At 72.1% G+C, this 15,596-nt stretch carries 15 protein-coding genes; 6 read left to right on the top strand and 9 right to left on the bottom strand.

Annotated elements, in window-relative coordinates; genetic code table 11:
- Window positions 1-8 precede the first annotated feature (8 nt).
- A complete protein-coding gene (locus ABZ267_RS13525) occupies window positions 9-1,196 on the bottom strand; it encodes an RNA polymerase sigma factor (protein ID WP_356752153.1) in 1,188 nt (395 codons plus the stop codon).
- Window positions 1,197-1,414: 218 nt separating this feature from the next.
- Here ABZ267_RS13525 and ABZ267_RS13520 point away from each other — a divergent pair, with 218 nt between their 5' ends.
- Window positions 1,415-2,053 carry an XRE family transcriptional regulator gene (locus tag ABZ267_RS13520; RefSeq protein WP_356752151.1) on the top strand — a complete coding sequence of 213 codons (639 nt, stop codon included), beginning with the start codon at window positions 1,415-1,417 and terminating at the stop codon, window positions 2,051-2,053.
- On the opposite strand, the gene dnaG is transcribed toward ABZ267_RS13520, so the two are convergent.
- The 4 genes from dnaG to ABZ267_RS13500 all read right to left on the bottom strand — a co-directional run bounded on the left by dnaG (window position 2,050) and on the right by ABZ267_RS13500 (window position 7,806).
- Window positions 2,050-3,963 carry a DNA primase gene (dnaG, locus tag ABZ267_RS13515; RefSeq protein ID WP_356752149.1) on the bottom strand — a complete coding sequence of 638 codons (1,914 nt, stop codon included), beginning with the start codon at window positions 3,961-3,963 and terminating at the stop codon, window positions 2,050-2,052. The genes ABZ267_RS13520 and dnaG overlap by 4 nt on opposite strands.
- Window positions 3,964-4,182: 219 nt before the next feature.
- Window positions 4,183-5,442, bottom strand: a complete 1,260-nt coding sequence (locus ABZ267_RS13510; RefSeq protein ID WP_356752147.1) for an FAD-dependent oxidoreductase — start codon at window positions 5,440-5,442, stop codon at window positions 4,183-4,185.
- Window positions 5,443-5,578: 136 nt separating this feature from the next.
- On the bottom strand, window positions 5,579-6,922 hold the full coding sequence (locus ABZ267_RS13505; RefSeq protein ID WP_356752145.1) for a deoxyguanosinetriphosphate triphosphohydrolase: 1,344 nt from the start codon (window positions 6,920-6,922) through the stop codon (window positions 5,579-5,581).
- Window positions 6,923-6,975: 53 nt separating this feature from the next.
- Window positions 6,976-7,806 carry a sirohydrochlorin chelatase gene (locus tag ABZ267_RS13500; RefSeq protein ID WP_356752143.1) on the bottom strand — a complete coding sequence of 277 codons (831 nt, stop codon included), beginning with the start codon at window positions 7,804-7,806 and terminating at the stop codon, window positions 6,976-6,978.
- Window positions 7,807-8,083: 277 nt separating this feature from the next.
- Here ABZ267_RS13500 and ABZ267_RS13495 point away from each other — a divergent pair, with 277 nt between their 5' ends.
- Together ABZ267_RS13495 and ABZ267_RS13490 are read left to right on the top strand one after the other, a co-directional pair.
- Window positions 8,084-8,845 (top strand): ElyC/SanA/YdcF family protein, encoded by a 762-nt coding sequence (locus ABZ267_RS13495; protein ID WP_356752141.1) that lies wholly within the window; start codon window positions 8,084-8,086, stop codon window positions 8,843-8,845.
- A gap of 167 nt (window positions 8,846-9,012) precedes the next feature.
- The gene (locus tag ABZ267_RS13490; RefSeq protein ID WP_356752139.1) at window positions 9,013-11,091 is read left to right on the top strand and encodes a molybdopterin oxidoreductase family protein; all 2,079 of its coding nucleotides are present in this window, start codon (window positions 9,013-9,015) and stop codon (window positions 11,089-11,091) included.
- Here ABZ267_RS13490 and ABZ267_RS13485 read toward each other — a convergent pair.
- The 4 genes from ABZ267_RS13485 to ABZ267_RS13470 all read right to left on the bottom strand — a co-directional run bounded on the left by ABZ267_RS13485 (window position 11,054) and on the right by ABZ267_RS13470 (window position 13,253).
- Complete coding sequence (locus ABZ267_RS13485; RefSeq protein ID WP_356752138.1) at window positions 11,054-11,548, bottom strand: gamma-glutamylcyclotransferase family protein; 495 nt, start codon at window positions 11,546-11,548, stop codon at window positions 11,054-11,056. The two genes, ABZ267_RS13490 and ABZ267_RS13485, sit on opposite strands and share 38 nt — an antisense overlap.
- A gap of 8 nt (window positions 11,549-11,556) precedes the next feature.
- Window positions 11,557-11,898 carry a divalent-cation tolerance protein CutA gene (cutA, locus tag ABZ267_RS13480; protein WP_356752136.1) on the bottom strand — a complete coding sequence of 114 codons (342 nt, stop codon included), beginning with the start codon at window positions 11,896-11,898 and terminating at the stop codon, window positions 11,557-11,559.
- A 62-nt stretch (window positions 11,899-11,960) separates the two neighbouring features.
- Window positions 11,961-12,572, bottom strand: a complete 612-nt coding sequence (locus tag ABZ267_RS13475) for an NAD(P)H-dependent oxidoreductase (protein WP_356752135.1) — start codon at window positions 12,570-12,572, stop codon at window positions 11,961-11,963.
- A 66-nt stretch (window positions 12,573-12,638) separates the two neighbouring features.
- Entirely contained in the window at window positions 12,639-13,253 is a 615-nt protein-coding gene (locus tag ABZ267_RS13470; RefSeq protein WP_356752133.1) for a hypothetical protein, read from the bottom strand.
- A gap of 196 nt (window positions 13,254-13,449) precedes the next feature.
- Between ABZ267_RS13470 and ABZ267_RS13465 the strand changes: the two genes are divergently transcribed.
- From ABZ267_RS13465 to ABZ267_RS13455, 3 genes are all read left to right on the top strand, one after another.
- A complete protein-coding gene (locus tag ABZ267_RS13465; RefSeq protein WP_356752131.1) occupies window positions 13,450-14,022 on the top strand; it encodes a helix-turn-helix domain-containing protein in 573 nt (190 codons plus the stop codon).
- Between the two features lie 130 nt (window positions 14,023-14,152).
- Complete coding sequence (locus tag ABZ267_RS13460) at window positions 14,153-14,977, top strand: aminotransferase class IV (RefSeq protein WP_356752129.1); 825 nt, start codon at window positions 14,153-14,155, stop codon at window positions 14,975-14,977.
- Window positions 14,978-15,038: 61 nt separating this feature from the next.
- Window positions 15,039-15,530 (top strand): DUF5990 family protein, encoded by a 492-nt coding sequence (locus ABZ267_RS13455; RefSeq protein ID WP_356752127.1) that lies wholly within the window; start codon window positions 15,039-15,041, stop codon window positions 15,528-15,530.
- Window positions 15,531-15,596 lie beyond the last annotated feature (66 nt).

Raw genomic sequence — 15,596 nt, 5'->3', positions numbered from 1 at the left:
CTCCGGGATCAGTCCAGGTAGCCGCGGAGCTGGTCGGCGAAGGCGTGGTCCCGCAGCCTGCTGAGGGTCTTGGACTCGATCTGGCGGATGCGTTCGCGCGTCACGCCGAAGATCCGGCCGATCTCCTCCAGGGTGCGGGGCCGCCCGTCGTCCAGGCCGTACCGCAGTTGCACGACCTTGCGTTCGCGCTCGCCGAGGGTGGAGAGGACCGCCTCCAGGTGCTCGCGCAGCAGGAGGAAGGCGGCGGACTCGACGGGTGAGGCGGCGTCGCCGTCCTCGATGAGGTCGCCGAAGGAGACGTCGTCCTCCTCGCCGACGGGCGCGTGCAGGGAGACCGGCTCCTGGGCCAGGCGCAGGACTTCGGTGACCCGCTCCGGCGTGAGGTCGAGCTGGGCGGCGACCTCTTCGGCGGTCGGCTCGTACCCGCGTTCCTGGAGCATCCGGCGCTGGACCCGGACCACGCGGTTGATCAGCTCCACGACGTGGACGGGGACGCGGATGGTGCGGGCCTGGTCGGCCAGGGCGCGGGACACGGCCTGGCGGATCCACCAGGTCGCGTACGTCGAGAACTTGTAGCCCCGGGCGTAGTCGAACTTCTCCACCGCCCGGATCAGCCCGAGGTTCCCCTCCTGGACCAGGTCGAGCATGGTCAGGCCGCGTCCCACGTACCGCTTGGCGACGGAGACGACGAGGCGGAGGTTGGCCTCGATGAGCCGGCGCTTGGCGGTGCGGCCCATGACGACGAGCCGGTCCAGGTCGCCGGCGAGCCGGGAGTCCAGGTCCGGGTGGTTCGCGAGGCGCTCCTCCGCGAAGAGCCCGGCCTCCACGCACCGGGCCAGCTCGACCTCCTCGGCGGCGGTGAGCAGCCGGATGCGGCCGATCTCGCGCAGGTACTGCCGGAAGAGGTCTGAGGTGGGGCCGCCGCTGTCCGCCCGGCTCCGCGCCTCACGGGGCTCCGGGGCGTGCTCCGCTTCCTCCATGAGGGCCTCGGGTGCGCTCACTCGCGGGTGGGCCGCGGTCTCCGGGGGGTTGTCCGGACGGTTCTCGGGGTGTTTACCGGGGCGGATCTCCGGCAGGACGTCCGGGTGGTTCCCCGGCGGGACGTCCGGGTGGTTCTCCGGGTGGTGGACGGCCCGGTTCTGCACGGGAATCGCCGACATGTGCTCGGTCGTGGTCGTCACGGTCCGGGTCTGCACGGGGGCGACCTCCCGGTGATCGCTGCAGGATGACGCTGGGAGCCTCAGTGTGAGGCACGGCACAGGGTTGCCACGAGGGGCATGCGGGGACTTTTTGATTCCGTTCGGTCACCGGTCGATTACCGGTCCCGGTCCGGTGGGCGGGCGCCGGTGCCGCTTCGGCCGTCGTCCGTCCGGTCCCGGCGGATCGTCCGGCCGACCGGTGGGAGAGTGCGGACATGAAGATTGCCGACCGCACACTGACACCGGACGTGATCGCGGCCCTGACGTACTGGCCCGATGTCATCTGGGGAGGTCAGACGTACCCTCCGGACCCGGTGGACCTCAGCGCTCTGACCCCGTTCCTCACCGAGGTGCTGGCGGATCTGCCCTGGTGGAACCGCGACTGGAAGGTCAGCCACGTCGAGCCGGGCCGGCCTCTGGAGATCGAGAGTGATCACCGTGGCCACTCTGCGCCGTACACCGAGGTGTCCGTGCCGGGGACGGTCGGTCCCGGCGGTGGCGAGTGCCTGCCGTTCGTCGCGAAGGTCGGGTTCGCGGGCGACCGGCTGATCCGCTTTCAGGCCAAGATCGACGACGTGGTCGTCGGCCCCGCCGCTGCCCCTGCCGGGCAGCTGGAGCCGCATCCGTTCGGGCGGGTGTTCACCGGACTGATGGACCTGCGCGGAATTCCGGTCAAAATGATGGCGATGGAGACCGGGCGTTCGCGGTCCACCATCCACCTGCTGCGCAGCGGAAGGCTCCAGCCGCATCCGCTTCTCGTCCAGCAGATCGCCACCGTTCTGGGCCTGTCCGAAGCGGATGTCCGGGCCATCGCCGGACTCGACGCCGACCGGCCTCGGGAGGAGACCCTCTAGAGCGCGTCGGCGCCCCGCGCCCGCAGGGACTGCGCGTACTGCTGGAGGACCCAGACCTCGTTCTGCGCGGCCGCCAGATCGTCGGGGGCCACATGGTTGCCGAGGCGGGCGAGGCTGCTCTGGACGTCGTTGATCCGGCGGTCGACGGCGCGCAGCCGGACGTGGACGAGCTGCATGCCCGCGTAGGTCTCGTCGATGGTCCGGCCGTGGAAGACCTCGACGGCCAGCTCGGTGACGAGGTTGCGCACGCTGTTGTTGGGGGCCGCGTCCATGACGGCGACCAGATATTCGCGGTTGTCGCCGAGGCCGCGCTCGGCGCCGCCCGCCTCTTCGATGCACTGGCGCACCGCGGCATAGGGCGGGGCGGTGAACTCGTCCACGCCGTACGCGTCGAAGGCCGGGGAGACCAGGGCGGGCTTCTGGAGGGCGAGCTTGAGCAGCTCGCGCTCGGTGCGGTGGGCGGGGCTGCGGAGGTTGAGCGCGGGACCGGAGGAGGCGGTGGGGGCCTGGGCAGGCTGCTGCGGTGCGCCGCCGCGCCGGTCCTGGGAGCCGGGGCCGCGGCCGCCCTTCTCTCCGCGGTCGCGGGCCCAGCGGGCGAGCTGGGCGACGCGGTGGACGACGAACTCCTGATCCAGGATGCCGACGAGCCCGGCGAGCTGGACCGCCACCTCACGCTGCACACTGCTGGTCTTGATCTTGGCGACCACGGCGGCCGCCTCGTCGAGCGCGGCAGCGCGGCCCGCCGGGGTCTCCAGGTCGTACCGGCCGACGATCTGGCGCAGCGCGAACTCGAAGAGCGGGGTGCGCGGCTCGACCAGGTCGCGTACGGCGTCGTCACCCTTGGCCAGCCGCAGGTCGCACGGGTCCATGCCGTCCGGGGCGATGGCGATGTAGGTCTCGGCGGCGAACTTCTGGTCGTCCTCGAAGGCGCGCAGCGCGGCCTTCTGACCGGCCGAGTCGCCGTCGAAGGTGAAGATCACACGGGCGCTGCCGTTGTCCATGAGGAGGCGGCGCAGGATCTTGATGTGGTCGTTGCCGAAGGCGGTGCCGCAGGTGGCGATGGCGGTGGTGACCCCGGCGAGATGGCAGGCCATGACGTCGGTGTAGCCCTCGACGACGACGGCCCGGCTGGCCTTGGCGATGTCCTTCTTGGCCAGGTCGATGCCGTACAGCACCTGGGATTTCTTGTAGACCGGGGTCTCGGGGGTGTTCAGGTACTTCGGGCCGTTGTCGTCGTCGCGGAGCTTGCGGGCGCCGAAGCCGACGATCTCGCCGGCGGTGTCGCTGATCGGCCACATCAGCCGGCCGCGGAAGCGGTCGATGGGGCCGCGGCGGCCGTCCTGGGAGAGGCCGGAGGTGATGAGCTCCTTGTCGCTGAAGCCCTTGCCGCGCAGATAGCGGGTGAGGTGGTCCCAGCCGGCCGGGCTGTAGCCGACGCGGAAGTGGGCCGCGGCGTCCTGGTCGAAGCCGCGCTCGGCGAGGAACTTCCGGCCGATCTCGGCCTCGGGGCTCTCCAGCGCGCGGACGTAGAAGTCGGCGGCGGCCTGGTGGGCCTCGATCAGCCGGATGCGTTCGCCGCGCTGGTGGGAGGGGTTGTAGCCGCCCTCCTCGTACCGCAGGGTGATGCCCGCCTTGGCGGCGAGGCGCTCGACCGTCTCCGAGAAGGAGAGGTGGTCGATCTTCATCACGAAGGCGATCGTGTCGCCGCCCTCCTGGCAGCCGAAGCAGTGGAACAGGCCCTTGCCGGGACTGACCTGGAAGGAGGGGGACTTCTCGTCGTGAAAGGGGCAGAGTCCCTTGAGGTTCCCGCCGCCCGCGCTGCGCAGCTGGAGGTATTCGGACACGACGGAGTCGATCGGGACCGCGTCCCGTACCGCCTTCACGTCGTCATCGTTGATCCTGCCGGCCACGGATGAAGTCTACGGGTGAGGTCGGACAACCTGACGCCCGCCGGGTTCCCGTCCGCCGCTCCGTACGCGGGTCGGTCCGCACGGGGCGGCGGACGGGGCGGCGTACGGGGCGCCATGGTGGCCGCCGTGTCGGCCGCCCTCCTCCTTCTCGTACTCCTCCGTGGTCCGAAGAGCCCGGTCCCGGAGGCGCGGGCATCGGCCCCCGGGCCCGGGCGGTCGTCAGAGCAGGGACGACAGCTCCACCGACGGATCGGCCAGCGCCTCCGGGTCGTGCTGCTGACCGGCCCGGATCAGCTCCTGGATCGTCTCCGTCACGTCCCACACGTTGACGTTCATCCCGGCCAGGACGCGGCGGTCCTTGAGCCAGAACGCGATGAACTCCCGCTTCCCCGCGTCGCCCCGGATGATCACCTCGTCGTAGGTGCCGGGCGGCGCCCAGCCGGAGTATTCGAGGCCCAGGTCGTACTGGTCGGAGAAGAAGTACGGCACCCGGTCGTACGTCACGTCCTGGCCGAGCATGGAGCGGGCGGCGGCCGGTCCGCTGTTGAGGGCGTTGGCCCAGTGCTCGACGCGGAGCCGGACGCCGAGCAGCGGGTGGGCGACGGCGGCGACGTCACCGGCGGCGTAGATGTGCGGGTCGGAGGTGCGCAGCGAGGCGTCCACGGCGATGCCGCCGCCGTGCGCCCGCTCGGCCATCTCCAGACCGGCGGCCTCGGCGAGGGCCGAGCGCGGGGCGGCGCCGATCGCGGCGAGGACGTCGTGGGCCGGGTGCTCCTCGCCGTCGTCGGTACGGGCGGCCAGCACCATGCCGTCCTGGCCGGTGATCTCGGTGAGGCGCGCGCCGAAGTGGAAGCGGACGCCGTGCGAGCTGTGCAGCTCGGTGAAGATCTGGCCCAGCTCGGGGCCGACGACCTGGTGCAGCGGCGTGGCCTCCGACTCGACGACGGTGACCTCGGCCCCGTATCCCCGGGCGGCGGCGGCGACCTCCAGGCCGATCCAGCCGCCTCCGGCGATCACCAGGTGGCCGTTGTCGCGGCCGAGGGCGGCGAGCACGTTGCGCAGCCGGTCGGCGTGGGCGAGGCGGCGCAGGTGGTGGACGCCCGCGAGGTCGGTGCCGGGGACGTCGAGGCGGCGCGGTTCGGAGCCGGTGGCGATCAGCAGCTTGTCGTAGTGGATGACGGTGTTGTCGCCGAGCCGCACCGTCTTCGCGTACCGGTCGAGAGCCGTGACGGGCTGGCCGAGGTGCAGCTCGATGTCGGCGCCGGCGTACCAGGGGCGCTCGTGGACGAAGACGCTGTCGCGTTCCTCCTTGCCGCCGAGGTAGCCCTTGGAGAGCGGTGGCCGCTCATAGGGGTGGTCGCGCTCGTCGCCGATGAGGATCACCCGGCCGGTGAACCCTTCCGCGCGGAGCGTTTCGGCCGCCTTCGCCCCTGCGAGTCCCGCTCCGACGATGACGAATGTCCGATGTGCGTCGACCACTTGATGCCTCCTCAGTGCTGTGCTGCGCGGCGCCTCCGGCTGCGAGCGTCCCGCACGCAGCGTGATGGCGAAAGAGGGTGTGCCCCGGAGAGGTCACACCCAGTGGTCATTCATCCGGTCTTCTCCAGTCTGCCTCTCAGCCTCGGCGGGCGGTGAGCGCGGCGTGCAGGGATCGTGCGGAGGCGTCGGTCAGGGCCGCGATCTGGTCGACCAGGACGCGCTTACGGGCGTGGTCGTCGGGCGCCTGGTCGAACAGGGCCCGGAAGTGCGGCTCCAGGCCCTCGGGCGCACGGGCGGTGAGCGCGGCGGCCAGCTCGGCGATGACGATGCGCTGGTCGGCGCGGAGGGTCTCCTGTTCGGCGCGCTGCATCACGTAACGGTCGGCGACCGCCTTGAGGACCGCGCACTCGTTGCGGACGGTGCGCGGAACGACCAGCTCTGCTCCGTACCGGGTGAGGCGGCCGGGGCCGTAGAGCTCGCGGGTGGCGGTCTCGGCCTCGGTGCAGAACCGGCCGATGAGCTGGCTGGTGGCGTCCTTCAGACGGGCCTGGGCCACGGCGGAGCCGTCGTAACCGTGCGGCCACCACTCCTGGTCGATCAGCCGGTCCAGCGCCTCCGCCAGCTCCTGCGGGTCGGTGTCCACGGGGACGTACCGGCCGATGGCGACGGCGAAGATCTCCTCGCGCTCCGGCTCGGCGTAGAGGCAGTTGGGGTCGATGTGCCCGGCGTGCAGCCCGTCCTCGAAGTCGTGCACCGAGTACGCCACGTCGTCGGACCAGTCCATCACCTGGGCCTCGAAGCAGGTGCGGTCCTCGGGCGCTCCCTTGCGCGCCCACTCGAAGACCGGCAGGTCGTCCGGGTACACGCCGAACTTCACCGAGTGCGGGTCCGTGGGGTGCGCGCCGCGCGGCCACGGGTACTTGGTGGCGGCGTCGAGGGCGGCGCGGGTCAGGTTGAGGCCGACGCTGACCAGCTCGCCGGTGCGCGGGTCGTGGACGAACCGCTTGGGCTCCAGGCGGGTCAGCAACCGCAGCGACTGGGCGTTGCCTTCGAAGCCGCCGCAGTCGGAGGCGAAGTCGTTGAGCGCCTGTTCGCCGTTGTGGCCGAAGGGCGGGTGGCCCATGTCGTGCGAGAGGCAGGCCGTCTCCACGAGATCCGGGTCGCAGCCGAGGACCGCGCCGAGCTCCCGGCCAACCTGCGCGCACTCCAAGGAGTGGGTGAGCCGGGTGCGCGGGCTGGCGTCCCAGACGAGCGAACGCGTGCCGGGCGTGACCACCTGGGTCTTTCCGGCGAGCCGGCGCAGCGCGGCGGAGTGCAGCACCCGGGCCCGGTCGCGCTGGAAGGCGGTGCGGCCGGGACGCTTGTCCTGCTCGGTGTCGAACCGCTCGGTGTCCGCCGCCCCGTAACCGCCCCCGGTGCCGCGCTCGCCGAGTGAGCCATGTGTCTGATCTGCCCCGTGTGCGCCCTGTGTGCCGTCCATGGTTCCGACAGTAGCGACCGGGACCGACAACGCGCCGTGAGCGGGCCGGGGAGTCAGGCGGAAGCGAGCAAGGTCACGGCGTCGGTGGAGGCGGTGGCCGACACGGCCTGGTCGTAGCGGTGGAGGAGGAGGCGGGCCATCGCGGGGTGGGCGCCGAGCGGAACCGCGGCGGTGCCGGGCGCGGCGCTCGCGGCGGCGCTCGCGAAGCGGCCGGGCGCGGTGAAGTACGAGGCGACGAAGGTACGGTGCCGGCCTCGGGCGGCCAGGGCGCGCAGCGCGGCGGGGACGGTGGGCGTGGCGGCGGAGGCGTACGCGGGGATCACGGGCACGCCGCCGAGCCGCTCGCCGAGCATCCGGGCCGTACGCCGGGTGTCCTGGGCCGAGTCGGGATCGCGGGACCCGGCGGCAGCGAGGACCACGGCGGCCCGGCGGCTCCCTGCGTCGGCGGCGTCCCAGCCAGCCTCCACGAGCCGGCCGTACAGCGCCTCCACCAGCAGCGGGTGCGGGCCGAGCGGGGCGGCGATGCGGGTCCGTACGGAGGGAGCGGCGGCCGCGGCCGTGGGCAGGTCGTGCTTGACGTGGTGGCCTCGGCCCAGGAGCAGCGGTACGAGGACGGCGTCGGCGCCGCGCAGGCCGTCCATGGTGTCCGGGAGGAGCGGCTGGTTCAGCTCGATGTGGCCGAGGCGGACGTCCAGGCCGGGGCGCAGGTCGCGGACCCGGTCCAGGAGCGCGAGGACGGTACGCAGGGCCTGCGGGTCGCGGCTGCCGTGGGCGACGGCGACGAGGGCGGGCGCGGCGGACGCGCTGGTGGACGGCCGGGGCGCGGCGAGGGGCCGGGGCACGGCGAGGGGCCGGGGCACGGCGAGGGGGCGGGTGCGGTGCATGGGCCTGCGGGTTCCGTTCCGGGAGGCGGGGCGGTCGGTGATGGACCTGATCGTGCCGGGTGGAGGTTGCCGGGCCGTTGCCTGAGGGTCACGGAGCTTTGCCGCCGCCTCACGGAGGGGTGGTGGCCGGTGTGCGGTGCGGGGGCCTGCACCCGTTTCTGCCGGTCGGCGAACCTTTCGGGCGTTTCGCTCGTCAGGTGAGTTGGGACCGAACGACGGTACGAACGGTGAGGGGGCTCTCGTGCGAGGGATGCGAAGGGCGCGGGAGACGTCGGAGGTGCGGGCTGCACTGGAGGCGCCGGTGGCGTCGGTGGCGTCGGAGGACAGCGCGAAGAGACAGAGACCATGGCTGCGGCTGCTCCGGCTCTCCGCGCTCCGGCTGCCGCGTACCCGCCGGGGCCGGCGGCTCGCCGTGCAAGGGCTGATGGCCATCTGCGTGCTGGCTCTGCTGCCCGCGACCTGGATGCGGGTGGACGCGGGCGACCGGGTCGGGACCACGGCGGACGCGCCGGCCCGGGAGGTCGCCATGGTGTTCGGCGCCGGACTCTGGAACGGCCGGCCGACCCCGTATCTGGCCCACCGCCTGGACGCGGCGGCCGAGTTGTACCGGACGGGCAAGGTGAAGGTCGTCCTGGTCACCGGGGACAACAGCCGGGCGGAGTACGACGAACCGGACGCGATGCGGACGTATCTGACCGAGCGTGGAGTGCCGGACGGCCGGATCGTCAGCGACTACGCCGGGTTCGACAGCTGGGACTCGTGCGTGCGGGCCAAGAAGATATTCGGGGTCGACCGGGCGGTGCTGGTGAGCCAGGGCTTCCACATCCACCGGGCGACCACACTGTGCCGCTCCGCCGGGATCGACGCGTTCGGGGTCGCGGTCGACGAGCCTCGGGACGCGACCTGGTATTACGGCGGGACCCGGGAGTTGGCCGCATCGGGCAAGGCGGCCCTGGACGCACTCCTCCGTCCCGACCCGCGCTTCCTCGGGCCGAAGGAGGCGGGCGTGACGGAGGCGCTGGCCTCGGCGGCGCCGTGAACTGGAGCCCGTGGGCCATGGCGACGCCGTGACCTGAGGCCAGTGAGCCTCGGCGGCGTCGTGGCCTGGGACCTCACAGGCGTGCGAGCGGTGGGCTGAGGCGGGCGTTCCGGTGGCGTAACCGGGTGCCTCCGTTCCCGTAATACCGCTCTCGCAGGCTGGGGCCCATGACCGGTACCGAGACGCCCACCCACTGCCCGTACTGCGCACTCCAGTGCGGGATGAGCCTGCGCCCGGTCTCCGGCGGGGCGGTGGCCGAAGTGGTGGAGCGCACCGGATTCCCGGTCAACCGGGGCGCGTTGTGCGGCAAGGGCCGGTCCGCGCCGGCCGTGCTGCGCCAAGGGGTCCGGCTGACTTCTCCGCTGGTACGCAGGCGGCCCGGCGGTGCGTTGGAGGAGGCGGGCTGGGACGAGGCGCTGGGGCGGATCGCGGAGGGGCTCGGCGGAGTGCGGGCGGCGCACGGGGCGGATGCGGTGGGGGTGTTCGGCGGGGGCGGACTGACCAACGAGAAGGCGTACGCGCTCGGGAAGTTCGCCCGGGTGGTGCTCGGGACCTCGCAGATCGACTACAACGGCCGGTTCTGCATGTCGTCGGCGGCGGCAGCGCACCAGAGGGCGTTCGGGCTCGACCGGGGGCTGCCGTTCCCGCTGGAGGACATCCCGCGGACGGGATGCGTGATCCTGGTCGGGTCGAACCTGGCCGAGACGATGCCGCCCGCGCTGCGGTATCTCACCGAACTGAAGGCGAACGGCGGCCGGCTGATCGTCATCGACCCGCGCCGCACCCGCACCGCCGAGCAGGCGGACCTGCACCTGGCGCCCCGTCCCGGCACCGATCTGGCCCTGGCGCTCGGGATGCTGCACTTGGTGGTGGCGGAAAGCCGGGTGGACGAGCAGTTCGTACGGAGCCGTACGCGCGGGTGGGAGGAGGCGCGGGCCGGGGCGATGGCGCACTGGCCGGAGCTGGTGGAGCGGATCTGCGGGGTGGAGGTGGCCCGGCTGCGGGAGGCGGTGGAGCTGTTCTGCGGGGCGGAGAGCGGGATGGTGCTGACGGCGCGGGGGCCGGAGCAGCAGGCCAAGGGGACGGACACGGTGGGCGCGTGGATCAACTTCTGCCTGGCCACCGGCCGGGCGGGGCGGCCGCTGTCCGGATACGGGTGTCTGACCGGGCAGGGCAACGGTCAGGGCGGCCGGGAGCACGGCCAGAAGGCGGACCAGCTTCCCGGCTACCGCAAGCTGACCGACCCGGACGCCCGTCGCCATGTCGCGGAGGTGTGGGGCGTGGCCCCGGACAGTCTGCCGGGGCCGGGACGGAGCGCGTACGAGCTGTTGGACGCGCTGGGCCAGGACGTGCGGGCGCTGCTGGTGATGGGCTCCAACCCGGTGGTCTCGGCGCCGCACGCCTCGCACGTGGAACAACGCCTGGCGTCGCTGGACTTCCTGGCGGTGGCGGATGTCGTCCTCTCCGAGACGGCGGAGCTGGCGGACGTGGTGCTGCCGGTGACGCAGTGGGCGGAGGAGAGCGGGACCACCACCAACCTGGAGGGCCGGGTGGTGCTGCGGCGGCGGGCGCTCGACCCGCCGGAGGGGGTGCGCAGCGACCTGGAGGTGCTGCACGCGCTGGCCGGACTGCTGGGCCACGGCAAGGGGTTCCCGGCCGACCCGGCCGAGGTGTTCGCGGAGTTGCGGCGGGCCTCGGCGGGCGGTGCGGCGGACTACGCGGGCATCACGTACGAGCGGATCGCGGCGGAGGACGGTGTGTTCTGGCCGTGCCCGGACGCGGACCATCCGGGTACGCCGCGGCTCTTCCTGGACCGGTTCGCGACGGCGGACGGGCGGGCCGCGTTCGTGCCGGTGGTGCACCGGGCGGCGGCCGAGGAGACGGACCGGGAGTATCCGGTGGTGCTGACGACGGGGCGGGTGGTGGCGCAGTACCAGTCGGGGGCCCAGACCCGCCGGGTGGAGGAGCTGAACGCGGCGGCTCCGGGCCCGTTCGTGGAGTTGCACCCGCGCCTGGCCGAGCGGATCGGCGTGGCGGAGGGCGAGCTCGTCGCCGTGGTGTCCCGGCGCGGTCGGGCGGTGGCGCCGGCCCGGATCACCGGGGCGATCCGGGCGGACACGGTGTTCATGCCGTTCCACTGGCCGGGTGAGGGGCGGGCCAACACGCTGACCAACCCGGCCCTCGACCCGGTGTCGCGGATGCCGGAGTTCAAGGTGTGCGCGGTCCGCCTGGAGCCCGCCCGGTGATCCACCGTCCTTCGGCGATGACGTTGCCGCTGGTGCGCAGCGACCGGGTGACGGCAGCCGCGGCGAGGTAGACCCAGGCACGGGTCCCGGCCCCGGAAGGCTCCTGACCCGTTTCGCCCTTGCCCGGCAGCTCGACCTCGCGGACGACCCTCTCGTACAGATTGCGCGGGTGGCCGGGCCCGAGGTACTCCTCCAGATGGTCCAGGAGCCCGAGCAGCTCCCCGTACACTCCGGGCGCGGCGGTGAGCAGGGTGCCGTGGACGCGGCCGTGGCCGTCGATGGCGTACGGGTAGCCGGGCCCGTCGTACAGCAGGGCCCGGGGCAGGACGGCTGCTCGCTCTTCCGACGTTCGGCCCCGGAGGAACAGGTCGTGGTTGGGTTCGCCGGGGAGCAGCGTGCCGTACACGAAGAACGGCAGCTCGTCGGTGGACGGGGAGTTGGGGTCGAAGGTGCTCATGGCCGCCGTCACAGGGCGGTCGCGGGGGCCGTCTCCGCCGTGACCCAGCCGAGGTAGCGGGCGCTGCCGCGGATGACGGGGATGGCGATGATCTCCGGGGTCTCGTAGTCGTGCGCCTCCTGGAGGTACTCCTCCAGCTCCTCGTAGCGCTCGGCCGCCGTCTTGAAGAGCACCTGCCACTCCTCGGAGGACTCGATGGCGTTCTGCCACCGGTAGACCGAGGTGACGGGCGCGGAGATCTGCGCGCAGGCCGCCAGCCGGGCCTCCACCGCCCCCTGCGCCAGCTCGTGGGCCTTCTCCTCGCTGTCGGTCGTGGTCAGTACGGTCAGCCATGCCGGCGGCGCTGTCATCGTCGGTCTCCTCGGATACGGCGGGCACCTTGCCCGTGCTCCGATTGTCGGCCCGGAGCGGTTCAGGCGCCGTACGGATGCCGGTTTCGCGCGTCGCGCAGGGCGACGCCCCACCAGGCCAGCTGGTCCAGGAGCGCCTTGGCGGCCGCGTCGACGTCCGCCGGCTCCCGGTGGTTGCCCTCGTCGTCGAAGAGAGCGCCCGCGTTGTGGAAGGAGACGGTGTCGCGGACGGAGACCGTATGCGTTTCGGCGAAGACCTGCCGGAGCTGCTCGACGGCCCGCAACCCGCCGGACCTGCCGCCGTACGAGACGAAGGCGACGGGTTTGGCCTGCCATTCGGTGCGGTGCCAGTCGATGAGGTTCTTGAGCGGGGCCGGGAAGGAGTGGTTGTACTCGGGTGTGACCACGACGAACGCGTCGGCAGCGGCCAGCCGCTCGGAGACCGCCTCGATACGGGCCGCGTCCTCGGGCGCGGGACGGAAGGAGAGAGAGGCGGGGAGGTCGGCGGTGAGGACGTCGATGAGCTCGGTCTCGATGCCGTCGTACCGAGCGGCCCGGCCGAGGAACCAGTCGGCGATGACCGGCCCGAAGCGGCCTTCCCGGTTGCTGCCGAGGATGACGGCGACCTTGAGAGGGGCAGGGGCAAAGGCGGAAGCCTTGGTGGTGGTGTCCATGTGGTCGAGTCTTGAGCCTCAACTTTGGTTGAGGTCAAGCCGACAGCGGGTTCCGCCCGCACGGGCCTACGCGTAGGGCCGGAGGGCCACCGTGACATCCATGGCGAAGACGTTCGCCCCCGCCGCCGACGGCAGGCCCAGAGCCCGGTCCAGCACACGGCCCAGAGGACCGCAGCCGCTGGTGCGCGGGGCGGCGAACTCCGCGTCCTGGGTGCCGAAGGCGACGACCAAGGGGTCCTTGGATATCACCCGGGTGGGATCGGTGTCCTTCAGGACGAGGTGGACCGCGTCCTCGTCGCTGCCCACCGAGCAGCCCGAGGACGGCCGGGCCGGCGGCCCGTACGCCGAGCCGATGGCGAACGTGAGGGCGAACTCGCCGCGCCGGGTGTCGTCGGACAGGAAGTCCGAGTAGCCGCCGTACCGCGGAGTCAGAGTCAGCGGAGTGCCTCCCACGCGGATCGGCGCAGCGGTCATCCGACCGAAGACCTGGCGGAACTCACCGTCCACGCGGCCTTCCGCGAAGGTGATCCTCATAGGCTCGGTGAGCTGTTCGTCGAAGGCACCCATGCGCAGATGACCCGTGGCGTGCATGACCTCGCAGCGCCAGGTCCCGGGGTCCGCCCCTGTGGGCAGGTCGTCGGCGGCCGGGCAGGCGGAGAAGTCGAACTCGGTCGGATCCACGGCCCGTTCAGCCGCCTGCGCGGGTGCGGCACCCAGAGCTAGTCCGGCAAGCAGGGTTCCCGCGACGGCACCGGCGAAGCGGCGGACAGCGCGATTCAAGGTCACTCGGTTCGGTGTCATATGCACAGCATTACAGAGATTCCTCTGCAGAGGAAGGTCTGCAGAGGAATCTCTGTCGTTCAGGTAGACTGCCACCATGACGAAAGAGCGGAGAGCGGAAGCCGCCGAGCGGCGCACGGTCGACAGCCCCCAGGCACTCAAGGCCCTCTCGCACCCCCTGCGCCTGCGCATCCTGCGCCACCTCGGCGCGGCGGGCCCGGCCACCTCGACCACACTGGCCGCCGCCCTCGGCGAGAACACCGGGACGCTCAGCTACCACCTGCGCATGCTGGAGCGCAGCGGCCTGATCGAGGACATCCCCGAGCGCTCCACCGGACGGGAGCGCTGGTGGCGTGGCGTGCGCGGGCTCGACATCCGCAGACCGCCGCAGGACGAGCTGACCGAGGCCGAGCGCGCCCTGTCGGCCGAGCTGGACCGGATGAGGATGGAGGAGGACGTCGAACTCGCCCGGCAGTTCACCGCCGGACAGGCGGAGTCCGAGGGCTGGATGCGAGGTTCGCGCAGCCTGGCCCACCTCACCAAGGCGGAGCTCGACGCCTTCCACGACGACTACCTGGCCCTGCTCGCACGCTATGCCCACGGACCCGAGGACGCCCCCGACGACGCACGACCCGTACTCCTCCGCTGGTTCGGCCTGCCCGCGGAATGACCGGCAGTCGGCCGGCGCACTCTCCGACGACCCTCCGAAAGCCGCCAGTTCGGACGATTCGTGTCCGTCACCGCCTGGCGACCGTCGGCCTGATGATCCGCGAGACACAGCCCCCTCCTACGGTGGTCATATGACGAATCACCCGCCCAGCGCATCAGCCCTCCCCCTCCCCTACGTCGAGATGGACGGCCATCCCGCCACCGAGGACGACCTCCGCGTCCCCGCGCTCTTCGGGTTCGGGCACTTCACCGCCATGCAGGTGAGGGACCGGCGCGTACGAGGGCTCGGGCTGCATCTCGACCGGCTGACGGCGGCGAACCAGGAGCTGTTCCAACTGCCTCTGGACGGCGAGCCTGTGAGGGAGCTGATCCGGCGCGCGCTGGACAGGTCCGGGCTGCGGGACGCGTCCGTGCGGGTGCATGGGTTTCTGCCGCCCGGAGAGAGCCGTACGCGGGTCATGGTCACCGTGCGCGAGCCCGCCACGATGGCGGCCGGAGCGCGGAGCCTGATGTCGGTGCCGTACGCGCGGGCCGTGCCGCACATCAAGCGGCCGGGCGAGTTCGGGCAGACGTATTACGGGATGCTCGCCGCGCGGGCCGGGTTCGACGAGGCTCTGCTGACCGCGCCGGGTGGAGTGGTGGCCGAAGGGTCCTTCACCAACATCGGCTTCTGGGACGGGACTTCGGTGGTGTGGCCGGACGCCCCGGCGCTCGTCGGCACCACCATGGCCCTCCTGGAGCGCGGCCTCGCGGCGGCCGGCGAGCCGTCGGTGCGGCGGGCGGTGACACTGGACGAGGTGAGTGCGTACCGAGGCGCCTTCATCTGCAACTCGCAGGGGATCGCGCCGGTGCGGCGGATCGACGCGGTGGAGTTCGCGAGCGGAGAGGAGGACATGGAGGGCGTGGTCGGGCGGCTGAAGGTCGTATATCAGGATGCGCCGGCGGAGCTTCTCTGAGACTTGGCCGGAAATCGACCTTCCCATGGTCGTTCCGCCGCGGTGACGGACCATGGAGAGTATGCAGATTCTCATCGAGGCCTCCGCGCTTCCCGGTCGCGCGTGCGGGCCGGACTCCGACTTTCCCGGGTTCGAGAACATCCATGTCGGTGTTCAGCGCAAGGACCGGCCCGGTGAGTTGCTCGGGCTCTGTCCCGGGGACGCCCCGAGCGCTTCCTGGACCTTGGAGTGCGCGGTGAATACAACAGCGGACGGGGTCGAGATCTCGGGGCCGTACATCCAGAATCGGCTGGGCGGACGGTTCGTCTATCTGTCGTGGGGGACCGTGGACGAGGCCGGGCTCTTCTCCATGTTCCGGCGCGCCAAGCTGATGTTCAGCGACATCGGGCCCGAGGTCCTCGAAGCGGCCGCGCGTTCCGGACAGCTCACGGGACGACTGGGGCTGACCGACGCCAAGGGGCAGCCGCTGTGCGGCCGGGTGCGGCCGCCGGCGATCTCCTGGAGTGCGAGTACGAGGACGAGCACAAGTGCGCGTACGACGCTCGGCGAGTGACAGCCGAGTGATACCTGTCCCGCCGGATCCGACACCGCCCCCATCGGCCGGGGGGGGGAGGCCGGT

The organism is Streptomyces sp. NPDC006174, from assembly GCF_040614075.1.
Classification (GTDB): Bacteria; Actinomycetota; Actinomycetes; order Streptomycetales; family Streptomycetaceae; genus Streptomyces.
This window is presented reverse-complemented; position numbering and strand designations above follow the sequence as displayed.